Here is a 17467-nt window from a genome sequence, read left to right as displayed (position 1 = left end):
CACAGCACACGACTACCGGGACCAACCCTCCAACGGCAGGCGAACGCTACCGCTTCACCCATCCGAGCGACATCACGAATTCAACTTCAGTAGTCGGCCGCCGGACCTACCTGCGATACTTCCTCAGTACAAGCAGGGAGGGGATCGCTTAGTGGGCGCACCGAAGTCCGTCGTGTTGGATGGCCATTACCTTGTTCTGGCTGATGGTGGCGAGCGCGACGGCCCCGACCATGACCACTTCCTGCTGCACGTTGACGATCTTCCTGGTTTGCGCCCAGCCGATCTAAAAGCCGCTCTGAAGCAAGCCGTGAAGGGTGCTGACGTCACCGTCAGTATCACGCGAGACGAATACGCCAATTTCGATTGGAAGTACTCTTCAACCGAGCCAGTTTACCTGGGACTTTCGAATGGCGAACTCATAGTGACGATCGACTACGAGAGCGATAAATATGAGCTCGACCAGGAAGACGAGATCTACGAGACATTCTCTTCTATACTCAAGCCGTATCTAGAACGGAATCGCGCGTCCCTAACCGGAGTCAAATGGGATTCGCGCTACGCCTACCCATCGATGTGGCACCTCAAAATCTTGTGCTCTCTTCGAAATAGGGATGCTTCAGAGATACTCCGGGTGGGCGAAGGAGCATTGACACTCATCCGCGCGTTCGAGAGTGGCAGGTTGACGAGGGAAACGACCCTCGACCTGCTTCGCTCTGGCAATGCCAACGTTTTGATTGACCAGGAGGAAGGGCCATGGCTCGACGTCAAGGCCGATCACTACAACCTCCAGTCACAGCCCGGCAAGATCTCAATCGCTCAAGCCGTTTCCCGGTTCGCCAATGCTGAACACGGCGGCATTGTGGTGGTCGGCATGCGCGGCAAGAGGATTCCGGGAGGGGAGGTCATCAGCGGCATCTGCCCCGTACCGGTGGATGGCCGGACGCTGCGCCGGTACCAGGACGCCATCGAGAAGCACCTCTACCCGCCGCCGGACCTTCTCGACATCGAGCTGGTGCCGACTGACGGCGGCAGCCTGGTGGTCCTGCACATCCCGCCACAGCCAGAGGAACTCAAGCCGTTCCTCGTGCACGGCGCCATCGTGGACGGGCGAGTCGAAGGCGCCTTCATCAGCATCGTCAGGCGTCGTGGCGAATCCTCCATCCCCATCACGGCCCCAGCGATCCACGCCACACTGGCTGCCGGCCGGGCGCTGCTGCGGCGCGGCGAGTTACCCAGGGAGTGAGAGCTCATCCTCTCAGCCACCCGTCCCCTGGCAGGTCGACCGCTGATGTGTCCCAATAGAAAAAAGCCCAAGATCACAGATGTGACCTTGGCCTGGGACTGACCTCCTACGCGCCTGCGATGGCACGCTCGGAAGCCTCGACTCAGACGCGCTGCGAGCCGAGGCGCGGCGCATCGATGTCGACGCCGTTGGGCGGCGGCGCGAACCACGATGCGCACCAGGTCTTCGTCGTTCTCCACGTACGTACCGGTCAGCTCCGAGAACCGGATGATCTTCTGGCCCATACCTGCCTCTCGTGACACTACGGTTTGGCGAGGGCCTATGTCCGGGGTGGATCGATATGAGCTGCCCGGTTCATCCTGTGCCCTGATGCCCAGCCAACTCCTGCGCCCGCCTCTTGCGTTCCTTTGCGTAGCCGATGAAGAAGACCAAGAGGGCTTTGTGACCAATAGACGGGGCAAAGACGCCGAGCACGATCCACGTGGTGCCCCACCAGCCGTGGCCATCACCCGGATCGAAGACTGGGACCCATAGAAAGTTGGTGGCGAACAGGGAGAGCCACTGGCCGAGTTGCTTTGGGAAGCGGCCAGCGCGGAACTCGAAGTAGATGGTCAGCGCCGCGTACGCGATAAACATGTAGACATTGACGACCCAGAGTATGGGGCTCATGCCGGAGTTCATCTCGACGAACTTAATCTGGTGCGGCCACTCCCAGATCATGATCGCGGCGAGGACCATCAGCGGAAGTGCTCGCCTGATGTCGCGCATCACGGTGTCGATCTTCTGCTCGTGTCGCAGCGCAAAATCCCCGAGTCCCTCATACATGGGGTTGGGCGCCGTTGCCGGGTTCAGGCCTCGGCGGGCACGAGCCGCACCGGCGAAGCCCTCCTCTTGGGTTGAGCTGCGCACCCGCATCCCGGCGCTGTCGACATACGCCTCGACTTCGGCGATGAAGCCGCGGATCGTGCCGTGGGACAGCTTCGAGCTCAGCGGGATCTGGACCCACGACGGTGGCTCGGTGACGGTCCGTAACTCCTTGGTGAGGTTGACCCAGAAGATTGCGTCCATATCTGGGTCGTAGACGAATCCCATCACCGGAATCCGGCTCTGCCGCCAGTCCTCGAAGTGGTCTTCGACGGGGATGGCGTAGCCATGGGCGCGCTTGTACTTCTTGCCGCTCTTCACCTGCACGGCAAAGTAGTGGCCGGTCCGCCGGCCAGCACGCGTCGTGTTGATCATGAGGTCTTCGCCATGGTCGTTGCCGCCGTCGATCTCCTGGACGATGTGCTCGTGGTCTTCTAGCAACGTACGGACAGCGTTGACGCCCGCCCGTTCGATGCGACGGCTGGGACGAACCTTTGCCACGGCCTTTCTCCTTGCTCTCGGCCAGACGGACGATAGCGGCCGCCACCGACAGTGGCCAGGTGATCACGCGAGCGGGAAGCTCAGGGCCTCGTCCAGATAGCGCCTACACCGGTGAGTGATCAGGGCAGCTCGGCCAGTTCCTCGGAGTTGACCACCGCGGCCCGCCGTCCACACCCCCTCGGCGGCGTTCATGGCGAGACGCTGTGAACGTTGGTCATCGTGATCGTCATCCTGGTGCTGCTGTGACTGAGCGCTTCACATGGCGAGTTGAGCGTTGGCTGGGCAGGGTATGCCGACCAACTCGCCATCGCCATCGACGCGCTCATCCCGCCAACTCGCCAAGAGCAGCGCTCAGGATCGTCGATAGGTCTCCTTGCTCGGCGATGACGACAACCTGACCACATTGCAGGGCGGCTAGGCTTCCTCGGACCTGTCCTGCTCTACGACGGGCCAACCGAGCGGGTACGAAAGGCACGACGGTGGAACCATTCATAGCCGCGGTACAGAGCGGGGACGCGCAGGTGGTGGACGCATTGCTGCAGGCAGGAGCCGACCCCGACACTGCCGATGAACACGGCACCCCTGTCCTGTGCCTGGCAGTGGACGCCTTCGATCTCCCGATGGTGGAAACCCTCCTGTGGGCATCCGCGCGTCCGGACCAGGCCGACGCGCTCGGCCGTACCCCGCTGCTTCGCGCGATCGAGCTCGGCGCCCACGACATCACCAACCTGCTCATCGGCCGCGGCGCCCACATGTGGATCACGAACGCCGAAGGACGCAACGCCCTGACCCTGGCACGACACTGGCATGAGACAGACCTCGTGGCCGAGCTACGCCGCAAAAGCGGCCGACAGGGGCCAGTCGATCGCAGAACCGTCTCATCCGATTCCGGGAACTGCGAGCAACTGTCACTGGGCAACCTGACCATCAGAACCGGACACGCGGCGATACTCACCAACCTGGAGAAGTCGTACGGCATCGCAACGTCCTTCGACGAGCTGCTCTCCCGTGCGCTGGCCGAGCCCGACGTCGACCACGTGGTCTGGTGGGAAACCACCTTTACGCTCGCGGAGCGCCGTAGCCTTGCGGTCTGGGAGGCAGCCGCTGCCTTGCGCGATCGGCCCGACCCGTTGGAGCGCTACTTCGGCGCGGAGGTCCTCCGCCTGATCAACCTCTTCGACGAGAGCGACGACGCGCCGTTCGACGGACCGCTCGTCGACATCTTCCTGCCCTGGGTGGCGAGCGAGCCGGACCCCCGCGTTGCCTGGCCGCTCACCGCCGGCTTGGCCGATGCCCAGGACCCGCGTCGCGAAGAACCGCTCACCGCGCTCACCCATCACATCGACAGCAAAATCCGGCAAGCGGCGCTCGCGGGGCTGCACCGCCCGATCGAACGGGGTGACCGCGAGGCCCTCTCCGCAGTCGTGGAGCGCACGGAGGACGACGACGCGGCAGTACGCAGACAGGCATGCCGAGTGCTCGCCGCCGCACCCATTCACGACCAGGGCGCCACGGACTCACTCGCCACCTGCCTCACTGATCCACACGAGGACGTGCGCGTGGAGGCAGCTGTACGGCTCGCGCTACGGGACGACTCACGAGGCGACGAGATCCTCGACAGCCTCTGTCCCACCGACGAAAAGTCCCCCTACTACTGGCTGCTCCACGACGTGTCCCGACACCGTCACGGCTGAAGCCGAGGAGCAACAGTCGTCGGGCGAGCACCCCACTGCACGAATCGGACTGCTCACCCGCCACCTCAAGTACTCATCCGCCAGCTGAAGCGCTCAGTCACAGCTGCCCGTTGGCACCATCCAATGCAGCATCACCCGTTACTCCAGGTAGAGCCCGGCGAAGAGCCCGTCGAAGCCCAGGACAGCTCGGGCCTCGTCGAGGGTGCGGTAGCGCGTCCAGGTCGGGTCGGCGATCATCGTGTCGAAGTCCCGGCGGGTGATCTCGGGCTCCAGCCACTCTTCCCCACAGCGGCAGCCGATCCAGACGTGACGGCGGTAGTTGATCAGCAGCCAGTCCCGGCGTGCTCCACACTTCGGGCAGATGACGGGCATCCCGCGGAGCGCCAGCCCGGTGGGGCACTTCACGAGGCGCAGCGCGTCGGGGCCGCTCGACGGCTGGCTGTCGTACTCCAGCTGCAGGAGCGGGTCGGAGGCGGCCGAGGCCGGCGTGGTGATCGGGGTCGGGGCGGTGATGGTGTGCTCGGCGGTTCTGGTCACGGGCTCTCCGTTCGCAGTGCTCGGGTACTTGCGTAACACCTGGTGGAACCGGGTGTCGAGGGGTTTCGGCAGCGTCACGTGGCGGGCCCGCCGTAGAGGCCGGCGGTGTGTCGGTTCAGCGGCGTGACGCCGGGCGGCGCGGGTCGGTCGCAAGGTGGGACGGTGCCATTGCGGTGGTGTGAGGCTGTGCCGACCCGGTCCGGGACCGGGTGCCGGCGGCCATGCGGGTTCGAGGGTGTTCGGGATGGGAGGGGAGGTCGGCGAGGCGGCGGAGGCGCCAGACGAGGACGTCGGTGGTGTTGCGGGCGGTTTCCAGCTCCCGGCGCTCGATGGCCTTCTCCAGGAGGGCTTTGGGGTCGTGGCCGGCCTGCTCGGCTTCCGCAAGGACGGCGGCCAGGGCGTCATGCGCGCGGCCCGGGCCCGTCGGGGTGCCGGCGTCGTCGAGGACGGAGCGGATGGTGGTGTCGTGGCGGCGGCGCTCGCTCTCCGGGAGGGCGCGGCCGTGCTCGCGCATGGTGCGCATTGGGGTGGCCGCGGCCTGCCGGTAGGCGGCCCGTAGATGGTCGGCGGCCTGGCGCGAGGCGGCGGCCTGCTGGGCGTGGCCGCGGGCGGAGTGCCAGCGGGCGGCGGCCAGGGCGACGAGGACGAGGGTGGACAGGACCATGGCGGTGGCGCCGCCGTCTTCACCTCGGCCAAGTGCACCGCCGGCCTGAACGATTCCGCGGGCGGCGGAGCGCAGGGCTCGGATGTCGGCGTTCTCGCCACGGATGTGACTGCGGGTGGCGCGTTCGAAGGCGCGGGCGGCTTCTCGGAGTTCGGTGCGGGTGACGGCCGGGGAGGTCTGGGCGAGGGCGTCGAGGAGTTCGCCGGCGCCGACGAGCTGGGCGGCGGCTTCGTCGTCGTCCTGGTCGAGGAGTTCGGCGGCACGCTCGGCGACGTGGGCGGCGTTCCGGCGGTGGCGTGCGGGTGTAGACCGGTTGCCTGGCACCGAGGTGGCGTCGGTGGTGGGACCGTCATCGAGGCGGCGGCGGATCCGCGGGAGGGAGAGGTCGGGGGCGAGGGTGCTGCCGGCGAACCAGACGGACTCGCTGGCGCGGTTGCGGTCGCCGGGCAGGGCGACGTTGTAGCCGAGGACGTCGCCGGAGGGGGCGTGGCGGAGCTTCACGCGAAGGCCTGCTTCGCGCAGGCGGGTGAAGAACTCCTGCTCGGTGGCGGCTCCGGCGACGGCCTGGCGGACGGCTTCGCGCAGGGTCTCGCGTGGAGTGTCGGTGCGGCCGTTGCGTTCGGCCTTGAAGCGTTCCTGGCTGGTGGGTGTCTTGGCGGCGGTTCCGTCGCCGGGGGTGAGCCGGCGCAGGCCGTACTCCTTCTCGATGAGGCGGGCTTCGGCCTGGGCCTTGCGGCGGTCGAAGCTGAGACTGGCGACGCGGCCGTCCTGGCGGACGAGAGTGGCGGCGATGTGGATGTGGTCGGGCGCGTGGCGGACGGCGACCCAGCGGCAGGCGGTGGTGTCGCCGTCGGGGGCGATGCCGGTGGCGTGGACGATGCGGCGGGCGATGTTCGCCCAGTCGTTGTCGTCGAGGTGGCGGTCACCGGGGTCGGCGCGCACCGAGCAGTGCCAGATAGTGGTGGCGGGGGCGCGGTCGCCGATGGCCTCGACGGGCTGGTCGAGTTGGGCGGCGAGCTGGGGGATGGTGTGGTGGGGGTTGCGGCCGGGGTCGGGGGCGAAGTTGTTCCAACTCGCCACGAGGTGCTGGTCGGTGTGTTCGTCGCGCTTGCCGGGTCCGTAGAGATAGCGGATGAGGCCGTAGGTTCCGCCGGTGCCGGTGCGGATCTTGGGGATCACCGGCGGACCATCCAGGCGACGGCTTCGTCGACCGCACCGATGGAGGCTTCGATCCGCTCCAGGAGGTGGCGGAGGTCGGTGGCCGGCTGGCCGCCGACGTTGAGGAAGTGGGCGACCTGGTTGAGGTTGTTGCCGACGGCGCCGAGCTGGCGGTTGGACTCCATAAGTTCCTGGATGCCACGGCGGTAGTCGGCGACGGCGGCGGTCGGGTCGGTGCTGGCGGCAGCGGCGAGGGCTGCGGCAGCGGTGTAGCCGCCGGGGGTCAGGCCGGCCTGCTCGGCGGCGTGTTGGAGGAGGGACCACTCGGGGTCGCTGAAGCGGGGGCAGACGCGGTTGGTGCGCGGGACGGGCTGGCGCAAGCGGCGGCGGCTCGCGGCGCGGGCGGCTTCGGCGGGCGGCCGGTTCTGCTGCTTCTCCCCCTTGGCCGGCACCCCTGGGCCGACTCCGCGGTCGGCGGCAGGCCCCCCTGGGTCTGCCGCCGACCGCGGAGCCTGCGCCCCCTTCGGGGCGGAGGCGGGGTAAGGACTCCTTACCCCACAACTTGCTCCGCCAGGAGCCTGATCACGGTCACGCTCCGATCCCTGCGTGGTGCCGCCCAAGTCGGAGGCGGTCACCGGCTGGCCTCGGTGTCGCGCTGGCGGAGATCGAGGAGGAGCTTCTCGACGAAGTCGAGGGCGAGGACGGGGTGGTGGAGGGTCCAGGGGCGGGAGTGCCGGCCGCGCTGGACGCTGCGGGCTCCGTCCGGGCCGGTTTCGACGCGGTGGAGGTGGCCGCGCTGTGTGAGGACGGCGAGCCAGGAGTCCGCCTCGGCCCAGGTGGCGGGGGTGGTGCGCATGGTGGGGTGCTCCCGTTCGGCGGTGGTGCGGGTCAGGTGGTCGCCGGGGTGGCCTGGTCGGTCGCCCCGGCGGTCGGGGGCGGGTCAGTTCCGGTCGGCGGTGGCCGACTGACCGTGCTGTTCGCGGAGCTGGGCCATCAACCGGGTCAGGGTGTCGCTGGACAGCGGTATCTGCTGACCGCGGATCGCCTGGGCGACCACCTTGCGGGTCAGCTTGTCCTCCTCCCTGACCGCCTGCCGTGCGATGACCAGCAGGTCCTCGGTGTCCAGGTCGGGGCGGCGGTCACCGTCCCGGTCAGTGACCGGCGGGTCGGCGGGCGGGGTGGTGACCAGCTGACCGGTGCCCTCGGTGCGGGCGACCAGCCTGGCGGTGACCGGTGGCTTGTCCGCCGGTCGGTCAGTGACCGGCCGGTCGATGTCCGGGTGACCGCCCAGGTCAGCGGGCTTGGTCAGGCTGACCGTGCTCACCGGGGTCAGCTGCGGCTGCGGCGTCGGTGCGGTGACCGGACGGCTGACCGGCTGATCGGAGGCGGGGTGACCGGCGCTGTCCTGACCGGCGGTCCGCGCCACTGGCCGCTCGGTCAGCCCTGCCTGTTCAGCAGTGACCTGGCCGAGGTCAGGGGTGACTTGGCCCCGGTCCGCCTCGGCCGGTCGATCACTGTGACCGTTCCGGTCACCTGGGTCGACCGGTCCGCGGGCGATGAGGATGTAGAGGTGGACGGCGCCGGCCAGGGCGAGCGGGGCGATGGTGGACAACACTGCGACCACCGTGTCGCCCAGCCGCAGTCCACCGGTTGCGGTGTGCAGATCGTTGAGCCGCACGGCGTGCAGGGCGTTGGCCCACAGGCTCGTCCCGGTGGCCGCGCCGAAGAGCGTCCACACGTAGGCGCGGGCCCTCAGCGGTGCGTCGCGCAGGACCAGCAGGGCGCGTACCCCGTAGGCGATGAAGCCGTCGACGATGATCGGGAAGAGGTAGGTGAGGAGGCCTCGGACGTGGATGGCGATGGCCATCTGCTGGAGCGCGTCGTAGGAGAGCGCGCAGCCGGCGGCGCCGAGGGCGATGACGACCGTGCGGTCCCAGCCGGTGATGTGGGCGCTGGTCGGGGTGGTCGCGGTGGTGGTGCTCATGCGGCCGTCCCGAAGGCGTCGCGGGTCAGCTGGTCGGTGTTGGTGGCGCTGTGGTCGGTCGTGGCCGTGCGGGCGGCCTCTTCGGCGATCTGGCGGTGGCGGATGGCTCGGCGGGTTTCGCGGTAGAGCTTGAGGGCGTGCTCGTCGGTGATCTTGAGGAGCCAGGCGAGGCGTTCGACCGGGACGTCCTGGCGGTATCCGGCGAGGACGACAGCGCGGCGTTCGGCGCGGGTGAGGTGGATGTCGCGTCCGGCGAGGGTGTCGTTGACGCGGCTGTAGTCGAGGCGGTCGTTGATCCTGGCGTGCAGGGGTTCGCGTTCCTCCTCGGTGAGGCCGCCGCGGATGCCGTGGGTGTCGCCGGTTTCGAGGGCGGTGTCCAGGCAGGCGCGGGCGACGGGGCACTGGGCGCACAGAGCCTTGGCGGTGGCGATCCTGTCGGCGTCTTCCGGCCCGGGGAAGAAGGTCTCGGGGTCGACGGGGTTGTACTCGGTCGGGGTGCAGGCGGCCTGGTCCTGCCAGGTGTGGTCGCCGAGGGCGCGGTGGCGGGCAGGGCTGGTAGTGGTGGTCATGCGGGGTTGCTCCGATCGCTCTCCGCGCGCTGGGTCGGCGTCGGCGGAGAGGTGCGCTGGGTCGGTGAAGTCGGGTGGCTCGCTGTGGGGCGGCCGGGCGTAGCGGCGGCTCAGGCGGCGCGCTGGAGGCGTCTGCGGTCGACCGGTTCGAACTCGACCCGGGTGGTCATCTCGGCGAGCCGGGAGGTGACACGGTCGCCGAGGTGCGCCTTGAGGTCGCTGATCCGCAGGTTGGTGGTGATCAGGGTCGGGAGCATGGCGTTGTACCGGCGATTGACGAGCCGGTACGTCTGCTCTTCGACGAACTCGGACGTCTTGGCCGCACCGAGGTCGTCGAGGATCAGCAGCGGCACCCGGCTGTAGGCGCTGAGGACCCGCTCGGTGTCGGTGTCCGAGCTGGGACGGAGTTCGGCATAGAGGTCGGCCGCGGTGGTGGCGCGCCAACGCACGCCGATGCCGGCCTGCACCAGCACTCGGACCGCGCCGTACGCCTGGTGGGTCTTGCCCGCACCGGTCACCCCGGCCATCAGCAGGCTGGGGCCGGTGGTGACCTGGCGGCGTGCTCCGGTGCTGGGGGCGGCGGCCTGGGCGGCGACCTGCCGGGTCCAGGCGAGGACCAGCGGGTGGTCGGCGACGGCGGAGCGGTAGCGCGGTGGCATCCCGGCGGACAACGCGTCCTCCGGCGAGAACGGCTCGGGCTCGTCCGGGAGGGCGTCGACCGTGGCCCGGTCGATGCCCCGGGCGGCGAGGATCCGGGCCATCCGGTCGAGCACCGAGGGGGCGTCGGCGAGGGTCTGCGGGTCGCGGTGGGTACGCATCACAGCTCCTCGGCGTAGGCGGCGACGGCGTCGACCGGGTTGGTCCACGCCTGGTGGGCGGGCACGTTAGGGCGGAATCCCGGCCGGGCCAAACCGGCGCCTCGTGCGTTCATGGCGTCATTGACCAGGCTCGGCAGCCGGGACGGGTGGCCCTGGATCTCGGCGAACCGCCGCAGCCCGGCGCGGACGTGGTCAGCGGCGATGCCTTCGTCCAGCAGGGTCTTGACGACCTTGCCGAGGTGGCCGAGCACGTTGCCCGGCGGGCGCTCGGCGCAGGCGGCGACGTACTCGCCGATCAGCTGACCGGCCGAGACGGTGTCCGCGTCGGGCGCCTGGCGCCCCGTAGGGAAAGAAGATCCAGGATCCAAGATCCTAGATCCAGGCGCCGAGGACTCCGGGAGGGTTCGGCGAGCCTTCGGGGAGGCTTCGCCGAATGCCGCCTGACCTGCGGTTTTCCTGGGGGTCGGGACCGGCACGTGCTCGGCGTCGACCCTCGGGTTCACCGCTTCGGCTGTGTCAGGAGCCGTTTGGGCGGGAGACACCAGGAGGGGCTCCTGCGGCTGCTGGAGGGCTGCCGGAGTGTTCGCCGAGGTTTCGGCGAACCCTCGGGGAGCGTTCGCGACACCCTCGGCAGCTGTTCCCGGGGCATCGGCGAGGGCAGCCCGCTGGATGCAGGGGCCCTTGCAGACGCCGCACCGCTCCGGCTCGCAGTGCGGGCACGCGGGCAGCCGGGACAGGCTGGGCTTGTCGATCTTCTGGTGGTTGCGCCAGGTCGGGTAGTGGAAGTACCGGCGGCCGTCGCAGCCGGTGTACCGGCAGATGGCGTCGGCGTCGGCGAGCTGCCGGAGGTGCTCCTCGACGTCCGCGCGGCTCACCTCGTCGCGCAGCGGCCAGATGAGGCCGTACACCACCGCCGCGTTGTCACGGTGTCTGCCGTGGTCGTCGGCATGGTTGGTCATGCCGAGGAAGGTGAGCACCGCGGAGATGGACACCTCGGCGAGCGTCTCGCTCACCCAGGTCTCCGGCTTGATGGAGCGTATTCGCGCCATGTCAGCGGCCCCGGACCGGCGTGCGGTCGGCGGCGGTGAGCTGCCCGGTGGTGAGGTCCAGGATGTACAGACGCGTCCAGTCGGCGTCCGGGTAGGCGCGGACGACCCAGCGTGCGACGACCCGCCGGGCGACGGGGCTCAGCCGGACCGGGCGGCCTGCGGCGTCGGCGGCGCGGGCGTACGCGTGGGGCCACTGCGTCACCGGGTCCGTGAAGCCGACGGCGACCTTGGCGGCGCCCGGGATCATGTCGGTAAGCTTGGCCGCCAGGCGTGGCCGGGTGTCCGGGGCCGGGCAGGTCGGGGTTCCGCTGGGTATGGCGGGCATGCGATACTCCGTGCTTCGTAGGAACGTGCGCGGCGGTCTCGTGCGAAGAAGTCCCGCGTGCACGTGGTAGTGAATCGGCGCCTCTTGGGGCGTCGGGCCCGGCGTCCAGGAGTTGGTAGCTCCAGGACGCCGGTCTCATTTCAGGGGGCGCTGAGCCGGTTGCTCGCGTCCCGGTCCGCCGGCCTGCTTGCGGCGGGAGCAGCACCATAGGGGCAGCGCGCCCGACAGATCCAGCGTGTTGTCCGTGCGGCCTCGTCGGCGGCGTACACAGTTCTGTGTCACGGCCTGTGGCCACCGGCCGGTGTCGTTCTCGTAGGCCTCCCGGCTCGCGGTCACCATCTGTGGCCGCCAGGCCGCAGGCATTCTCACTCGCGGTGATTCCGCCCGATTCGCGAGATCTCAGGACGATGGGCTGCGCAGGTGGCGACCGAGCCCGGATTCAGCTGAAGCCTCATAACATGATTCCCCATCAATAATGCGCGGCAAGCCCTTGCCGCAGGGAAGACATTAAGTAGCGACCCGGATACGGTCAAGAAATCAAGGGGATCTACGCGAGTAGGACCAGGGTATTTTCGGAGACTGAGAAATGATCTCCACCAGGCGTCCCGGCAACGCTCCGCAAGCGGAGCGGTGAGCGACAGCAAAGCCTCCACCTTGCATTCTCACAGTGAGCAACCACTCGGATTCGGCCACGGAGCGTCACGTGACGAATACCACTCGCCACGTCCTTGTGCGCGCCTCCCCTATATGCGCAGCGGATTCTGCATTTCTACGCCAGGTATATTCGCTGTCCGAGCGCACCACCGATGGGCGCTTCAGCGAGAATCCACCGTGCAATATTTAGGTATGAACAACATGCGCGCAATAGCTGTGCGGGAGTTCGGCGGCCCGGAAGTTCTGGAGCCGACCGAGATGCCCGAGCCGGAGCTCCGCCCCGGCCACCTTCGTCTCCGCACCCGGCTGGCCGGCGTGAACTACGCCGACATCCACCTGCGCGAAGGCTCGTACCCCGCCCCCATGCCCACCCCGTTCATCCCGGGCAACGAGGTCCTCGGCACAGCCGAGGACGGGCGCCGCTACATCGCGCTCAGCCGCGGCGGCGGCTACGCCGAGACCGCCGTCGTCCACCGCAAGCTCGCCTTCGAGGTCCCGGACGGCATCGCCGACCACGACGCCATCGCCCTCACCCTTCAGGGCAACACCGCGTGGCACCTGCTCTTCACTGACCTGCGGGTCACCGCCGACGACACCGTGCTCGTCCCGGCCGCGGCCGGCGGGGTCGGCTCGCTCGCCGTCCAGCTCGCGAAGCACGCGGGTGCGAAGGTCATCGCCATGGCCTCCAGCGAGAAAAAGCGCCGCACCGCCACCGCTCTGGGCGCGGACGCCGTCGTCGACTCCTCCAGCCCCGAGGGCCTCACCGACCGGATCCTGGAGGCCGCCGGCGGTCCCGTGTCGGCCGCCATGGAGATGACCGGCGGCGACGTCTTCCACGCCACCCTCGCCGCCCTCACCCCCCGCGGGCGCCTCGCGGTGTTCGGCGCCGTCACCGGCGCGGAGGGGCTCGTGCCGATCACCAGCCTGCTGGCCGGCTCCAAGGCCGTCAGCGGCTTCTGGCTCCCGAACCTCTACCCCTCCCGCACCCACCTCAACGACTCGATGTCCGCGCTGTTCGCGGCGGTCGCCGACGGCTGGCTCAAGCCGCTCAACGGCCCGGTCTACAAGCTCGGCCAGGCCCGCCAGGCCCACCACGACCTCGCCGCCCGCCTCACCAGCGGCAAGGTCGTTCTAGACCTCGACCGCTGACCGCTCGGCCCGTCGAGCTGCCCGAACTCCCGCACCCGGCGGGCTACCCCGGCACTCCCCCATCGCGCCGTCGCCGGACGACGCGACGACCCTCCGGAAGCCATCCATGTCCCTCACCAGCACCACCCCGTCCGACGCCGTGCCCGCTCAGCGGCAGGACAAGTCTCCGAGCAAGCCGCCGTCCTCGCTCGCAGCCCGCGCCTTCGCCGTCCAGGCCGCGTTTACCCAACTCCCCGGCGAGGTCCACTCCCTGCGCGCCATCGCGGGCGCCGCCGGACTCGACGACGCCACCACCCACCGCATCCTGAAGACCGGCGTCACCGACGGCACCTTCGAACAGGTCGGCCGGGGCCGCTACCGCCTCGGCACCGCCACCGCCCGCGCCGGCGTCCAGGCCATGGCCCACTCCCCCAGCGCCGCCTCGACCCACACGATCCTCGAACACCTCCACGCCACCACCGGCGGCCTCGCCCTGCTCTACGTCCTCTCCCCCTTCGGCGGCGCCAAGCGGCTGTGCACCGACTACGCCATCGGCGACCTGGACCCCGCCGAGGTCGGCATGTCCGCCGAGGACGTCATCTCCGTCTCCCGCTCCCTGCGCACCGGCGCCTCCGGACGCGTCATCCTCGCGTACCTCCCCCAGAGCATCCAGGACCTCGTCCTCGCCGAAGAGGTCCCGCCCACCGCCGGCCCCGGCGTGATCCGCGACAACGACACCCTCGCCGCGTCCCTGGACGAGATCCGCCGGCTCGGCTTCGGCGTCGGCCGCCAGGAGTGCATGCCCGGCTGGGACTCCGTCGCCGCACCGGTCCTGTGGCACGACTCCATCATGGGCGCCGTCCTCCTGCTCCGCAGAACCACCGAAATGCCCGCCGACCTCCGCCCGCTGATCTACCACACCCGCAAGGCGGCCGAGAGCATCAGCGAGCTGACCACGAGCCCGCTCGCGGCCGCGATGTGACCCACGGCAGCCGGACCAGCTGCGTGGGGGCCCCCCCCCCCCCACCCGGGGGGCCCCCCCCCCCCCCCCCCCCAGAACCCCCCGGGGCCCGCCCCCCCCCCCCCCCCCCCCCATCTACAGAGCCCGACCCCCCCCCCCCCCCCCCCCCCACCCCCACACCCCCCCCCCCCCCCCCCCCCCCCCCCCCCCCCGCGGCCCCCCCCCCCCCCCCCCCCCCCCCCCCCCCCCCCCCCCCGCCCCGCCCACCTGATCCGCCGGGGACCGTCCCACGCAGCCCCCGCGCCAATGCGACTGCCGAATTTGTTGCATATTGTGCGCATATGTCTTAGATGGGCTGCCGCCCGGAACGCAGGCGGGCCACGAGAGAATGAGGTCGTGTCGTGTCCGACAGTGCCGAGGCGATCCATTCCCGACTTGCCGAGCTGATCGCACCGACGGCCCACAGCCAGGTCGTCGATCTCGGCTGCGGTTCCGGGCCGACCCTTCTCGCGCTGAGCCGAATCGCTCCCGAAGCTACGCTGATCGGGATCGACAGGTCTGTCACGTTCCTGACGCAGGCGCGGCAGGAGCTCCAATCGCACCGCGGTCCAGTGGTGACACTTGCCGCAGACCTGCGTACCCCACTGCCGTGCCGGGATGAGAGCGCAGACATCGTCGTTTCATACAACACCATCGAGTGCCTGCCTCGCCCGGAGCGGATGCTGGTCGAGGTCGCGCGGATCCTGCGGCCGGGCGGGCGAGCGATCCTCGCGCACGTGGACTTCGATTCCCTGGTGATCGCCGGCGCGGATGCAGACCTTGATCGACGGCTCTGCCACACCTTCGCGGACGATGCGCAGAACTGGATGGATCACGCGGACGGGCGGATCGGCCGGAAGCTCGGGCTGCTGCTCGCACGGAGCCCGTTGAGGCTGGTGAGTATCGAACCGTTGTTGACGTGGTCGACCGAGCTGTCAGGGCATGCGGCGGACCGGATCAGCGAGGTCCGGAAGGCAATGTTGTCCGCCGCCAGGCACGGTCGGGGGTCGGTCAGTACGGCCGAGGTCGAGAAGTGGTACGCGGCGGTGTGCGAGGCAGACCGGCTGGGCGGATTCTTCTTCTCGGAGCTGGCTTTCATCGCGGTCGCCGAGCGTCCTCGGGGTGAGCGGTTGACCAGCGACGTCGATCCGCAGATACGGGACGGCGTTCTGCCCGGCCCTGATAGTGGCTGCGCACCGGGCCGTCCCGCTGGCGCATGACGGTCATCCACTACTCAGTACCGCCCCGTAGGACGCTGTCGGCGAAGGTGCAGAGGGCTTTCACCGAGACATCGACGAAACCGGTGGTGGTTAAGGTGAGCTCCGGGTACTCGGGTTCCGTCCAGGAGAGCTCGGGTGCGTCAGGTGCGGGGTTCGCACGGTAGGCGGGTGAGGGTCGGAGGGCGTCGCGGGCGTACCGGAGTTCTTCGGGTGCGCGAACGTGGATGAGGTGGAGTCGCTGGCCGAGGAGGTCGGCGGCGAGCTGTCGTTCCGCCGGCGTGGAGGTCACGAGCGTGACGATGCCCACGGCGTGTCGACTGGCGGCGTGCGAGAGCGCCTCGATGGTCGCAATGCGGTCTTCTCGGGACCAACCGAGTTCGCGCAGGATTCCGGTGGCTCGTTGCTCATCGGCGTCGTAGAGACCGCAATCGTGGTGCTCGGGTTGGAGGTGGGTGCGGAGTCGGCGGGCGAGGGTGGTCTTGCCGGAGGCCGGCAGGCCCATGAGCCAGAAGACCGCAGCGGAGCGTGACTGGTTCACGCCGAGTAGCCCCACTTCTCGCACCAGTGCTTGAGCAGCGGTGGGGTCGTCGCAACGGACGGAGGCGGCGTGGCGTCCTGAATGCGTCCGGAGATGATCTGGGGGGACCAGTCGCCGATGCCGTAGATGAACGGGCCGTGGTCGTGGCGCCCGTAGTCGAGCATGGTCGGCTCCCAGGAGATGCCGATGTACTTGCACAGCGCCTTGCAAGTCGCTTCCGGCTCCGCGGTCAGCTGTTCATAGGTGACGCTGATGGAGGTGGGGACGTTGGCGGCGGCTTCGTCGAGGGCGGTGGCGAACTTGTCGACGGTGATGGCGGCTTCGGCGAGGTCGGTGGCGTCGCCTGCGCGGCGGATGGAGTCGGCGATGGCCACCGGGTGTCGGCGCAGGATGATGTAGCGGGCGTCGGGCCAGCAGTCGACGAGCCGCTGCCAGATGAAGACGTTGCCGGGGGACTTCTCGGCGAACACGGTCTTGCCGGATGCGGTGAGTTGGCTGTGCAGCAGTCGGTCCCACAGCAGGTGTTCGAGGTCCTGTCGGTCGTGGTTGAGGGTGCGCATGGCGAGGTCGGTGAACTCGTCGTCGACCGTGACGGTGAGGCCGCCGAGGTGGAGCTCGTGCGGGGCGTGGACGTCAGGGTGGGAGCCGAGCAGGCAGCGCAGCAGGGTCGATCCGGAGCGGATCGGGGAGAGGATGAAGACGGGTGCGGGGACGAGACGGTCGTCAGGCACGGAACTCCTCCTTCGCCTGCTGCTCGCGTTCAGCGAAGACGCGCAGGCGGGTCGCGAGGTCTCGGCAGTAGTGGGCTGAGCCGGGAACGGTCTTCTCGTCGCAGTGGAAGACTCGGAGCGAGAGTTGGTGAAGGTAGCCGATGCCGGGCCCGGCCGGGTGGGCGAAGGTGTGGGAGAGCCAGTCCTCGTAGTTCATCCAGCTCTGGCCGTCGTCGTGGAACCGGTCGCCGGGGATGCCGCCGGCCGCGGCCATGACGGGCCGTGCCCGGTGGGTGTCGTAGATCAGGAAGTGGGAGGAGACCCGGTTGACCGACCGCGCGTTGGCGCTGAGGGCGGGACCGGCTTCTTCGAGTCGCCACTGCCAGCAGTCGTGATCGTCGATGCGCTGGGCGAGGGCGAGTTGGGGGCAGCGGTCGAAGGTGTCGGCGATCTCGGCGAGGACGTCCGTGGCACCCGGGTCGCGGAAGGCGACGACGTCGCCCTCGACGGTGATCAGGAAGCGGCTCTTGTCGGTGACGAAGTGGGTGTGGATGTTGTTGGCCTGGTCGCCGGAGGCCCGGTGACGGGTGCGCCAGCGTAGCCGTACTTCGTCGAATCCCCAGGTGGAGTGGGCGAGTTCGGTGATCTCGTCGACCGGCGCGGTTTCGGCGCCGTCCACGACGAGGACCAGGTCGTACGGGTGGTGGGTGCCGCGGGTCAGGGCGTCCAGGGTGGTGGGGATGGTGCGGCGCAGGAGTTCGACGTCGCTGTGGACGAGGTAGGCGATGGTGAAGGCGGGCGGGTAGGTCAC

General features: G+C 69.2%; 18 protein-coding genes. 5 read left to right on the top strand and 13 right to left on the bottom strand.

Annotated features, from left to right (window positions below; genetic code table 11):
- Positions 1-151 precede the first annotated feature (151 nt).
- Positions 152-1243 (top strand): ATP-binding protein, encoded by a 1092-nt coding sequence (locus tag ACGF0D_RS36350; protein WP_392923742.1) that lies wholly within the window; start codon positions 152-154, stop codon positions 1241-1243.
- 354 nt (positions 1244-1597) lie between these two features.
- On the opposite strand, the gene ACGF0D_RS36345 is transcribed toward ACGF0D_RS36350, so the two are convergent.
- On the bottom strand, positions 1598-2608 hold the full coding sequence (locus ACGF0D_RS36345) for a DUF4365 domain-containing protein (protein WP_392923739.1): 1011 nt from the start codon (positions 2606-2608) through the stop codon (positions 1598-1600).
- A 479-nt stretch (positions 2609-3087) separates the two neighbouring features.
- Here ACGF0D_RS36345 and ACGF0D_RS36340 point away from each other — a divergent pair, with 479 nt between their 5' ends.
- On the top strand, positions 3088-4302 hold the full coding sequence (locus ACGF0D_RS36340; protein ID WP_392923736.1) for an ankyrin repeat domain-containing protein: 1215 nt from the start codon (positions 3088-3090) through the stop codon (positions 4300-4302).
- 138 nt (positions 4303-4440) lie between these two features.
- Here the strand turns inward: ACGF0D_RS36340 and ACGF0D_RS36335 are convergent, their stop codons facing one another.
- The 9 genes from ACGF0D_RS36335 to ACGF0D_RS36295 form a co-directional block, all read right to left on the bottom strand.
- Entirely contained in the window at positions 4441-4839 is a 399-nt protein-coding gene (locus tag ACGF0D_RS36335; protein ID WP_392923733.1) for a hypothetical protein, read from the bottom strand.
- A 115-nt stretch (positions 4840-4954) separates the two neighbouring features.
- Positions 4955-6682 (bottom strand): relaxase/mobilization nuclease domain-containing protein, encoded by a 1728-nt coding sequence (locus ACGF0D_RS36330; RefSeq protein ID WP_392923730.1) that lies wholly within the window; start codon positions 6680-6682, stop codon positions 4955-4957.
- A complete protein-coding gene (locus ACGF0D_RS36325; protein WP_392923728.1) occupies positions 6679-7113 on the bottom strand; it encodes a MobC family plasmid mobilization relaxosome protein in 435 nt (144 codons plus the stop codon). Before ACGF0D_RS36325 ends, ACGF0D_RS36330 begins: the two co-directional genes overlap by 4 nt.
- Before the next feature lie 179 nt (positions 7114-7292).
- A complete protein-coding gene (locus ACGF0D_RS36320; protein WP_392923725.1) occupies positions 7293-7517 on the bottom strand; it encodes a hypothetical protein in 225 nt (74 codons plus the stop codon).
- 84 nt (positions 7518-7601) lie between these two features.
- Positions 7602-8645 (bottom strand): DUF2637 domain-containing protein, encoded by a 1044-nt coding sequence (locus ACGF0D_RS36315; RefSeq protein WP_392923722.1) that lies wholly within the window; start codon positions 8643-8645, stop codon positions 7602-7604.
- Positions 8642-9214, bottom strand: coding sequence for a WhiB family transcriptional regulator (locus ACGF0D_RS36310; RefSeq protein WP_392923719.1), 573 nt, complete (start codon positions 9212-9214; stop codon positions 8642-8644). Before ACGF0D_RS36310 ends, ACGF0D_RS36315 begins: the two co-directional genes overlap by 4 nt.
- A 110-nt stretch (positions 9215-9324) precedes the next feature.
- Positions 9325-10032: an ATP-binding protein gene (locus ACGF0D_RS36305; protein WP_392923716.1), complete on the bottom strand. Its 708-nt coding sequence runs from the start codon at positions 10030-10032 to the stop codon at positions 9325-9327.
- Entirely contained in the window at positions 10032-11081 is a 1050-nt protein-coding gene (locus ACGF0D_RS36300) for a hypothetical protein (protein WP_392923713.1), read from the bottom strand. The genes ACGF0D_RS36305 and ACGF0D_RS36300 overlap by 1 nt, the downstream gene beginning before the upstream one ends.
- 1 nt (position 11082) lies before the next feature.
- Positions 11083-11406, bottom strand: a complete 324-nt coding sequence (locus ACGF0D_RS36295; RefSeq protein ID WP_392923711.1) for a transcriptional regulator — start codon at positions 11404-11406, stop codon at positions 11083-11085.
- An 855-nt stretch (positions 11407-12261) separates the two neighbouring features.
- Here ACGF0D_RS36295 and ACGF0D_RS36290 point away from each other — a divergent pair.
- From ACGF0D_RS36290 to ACGF0D_RS36280, 3 genes are all read left to right on the top strand, one after another.
- The gene (locus ACGF0D_RS36290; protein ID WP_392923709.1) at positions 12262-13209 is read left to right on the top strand and encodes a zinc-binding alcohol dehydrogenase family protein; all 948 of its coding nucleotides are present in this window, start codon (positions 12262-12264) and stop codon (positions 13207-13209) included.
- 106 nt (positions 13210-13315) lie between these two features.
- On the top strand, positions 13316-14170 hold the full coding sequence (locus ACGF0D_RS36285; protein WP_392923706.1) for an IclR family transcriptional regulator C-terminal domain-containing protein: 855 nt from the start codon (positions 13316-13318) through the stop codon (positions 14168-14170).
- A 380-nt stretch (positions 14171-14550) separates the two neighbouring features.
- Positions 14551-15408 carry a methyltransferase domain-containing protein gene (locus ACGF0D_RS36280; protein ID WP_392923704.1) on the top strand — a complete coding sequence of 286 codons (858 nt, stop codon included), beginning with the start codon at positions 14551-14553 and terminating at the stop codon, positions 15406-15408.
- 10 nt (positions 15409-15418) lie between these two features.
- Here the strand turns inward: ACGF0D_RS36280 and ACGF0D_RS36275 are convergent, their stop codons facing one another.
- Genes ACGF0D_RS36275 through ACGF0D_RS36265 form a run of 3 tightly spaced genes read right to left on the bottom strand, consistent with a single transcriptional unit; the run spans position 15419 to position 17467 of the window.
- Complete coding sequence (locus ACGF0D_RS36275; protein ID WP_392923701.1) at positions 15419-15946, bottom strand: adenylyl-sulfate kinase; 528 nt, start codon at positions 15944-15946, stop codon at positions 15419-15421.
- Complete coding sequence (locus ACGF0D_RS36270) at positions 15943-16677, bottom strand: sulfotransferase family protein (protein ID WP_392923698.1); 735 nt, start codon at positions 16675-16677, stop codon at positions 15943-15945. The genes ACGF0D_RS36275 and ACGF0D_RS36270 overlap by 4 nt, the downstream gene beginning before the upstream one ends.
- Positions 16670-17467, bottom strand: a complete 798-nt coding sequence (locus tag ACGF0D_RS36265) for a hypothetical protein (RefSeq protein WP_392923695.1) — start codon at positions 17465-17467, stop codon at positions 16670-16672. The genes ACGF0D_RS36270 and ACGF0D_RS36265 overlap by 8 nt, the downstream gene beginning before the upstream one ends.

The sequence above is a fragment of the Kitasatospora sp. NPDC048298 genome (assembly GCF_043201465.1).
Taxonomy (GTDB): Bacteria; Actinomycetota; Actinomycetes; order Streptomycetales; family Streptomycetaceae; genus Kitasatospora.
This window is presented reverse-complemented; position numbering and strand designations above follow the sequence as displayed.

What these genes read in the sequence shown, in the direction of transcription:
- ACGF0D_RS36305 (WP_392923716.1), bottom strand. Translation starts at nt 10,032, where the DNA reads ATGCGTACCCACCGCGACCCGCAGACCCTCGCCGACGCCCCCTCGGTG.
- ACGF0D_RS36285 (WP_392923706.1), top strand. Translation starts at nt 13,316, where the DNA reads ATGTCCCTCACCAGCACCACCCCGTCCGACGCCGTGCCCGCTCAGCGG.
- ACGF0D_RS36310 (WP_392923719.1), bottom strand. Translation starts at nt 9,214, where the DNA reads ATGACCACCACTACCAGCCCTGCCCGCCACCGCGCCCTCGGCGACCAC.
- ACGF0D_RS36315 (WP_392923722.1), bottom strand. Translation starts at nt 8,645, where the DNA reads ATGAGCACCACCACCGCGACCACCCCGACCAGCGCCCACATCACCGGC.
- ACGF0D_RS36295 (WP_392923711.1), bottom strand. Translation starts at nt 11,406, where the DNA reads ATGCCCGCCATACCCAGCGGAACCCCGACCTGCCCGGCCCCGGACACC.
- ACGF0D_RS36290 (WP_392923709.1), top strand. Translation starts at nt 12,262, where the DNA reads ATGCGCGCAATAGCTGTGCGGGAGTTCGGCGGCCCGGAAGTTCTGGAG.
- ACGF0D_RS36320 (WP_392923725.1), bottom strand. Translation starts at nt 7,517, where the DNA reads ATGCGCACCACCCCCGCCACCTGGGCCGAGGCGGACTCCTGGCTCGCC.
- ACGF0D_RS36300 (WP_392923713.1), bottom strand. Translation starts at nt 11,081, where the DNA reads ATGGCGCGAATACGCTCCATCAAGCCGGAGACCTGGGTGAGCGAGACG.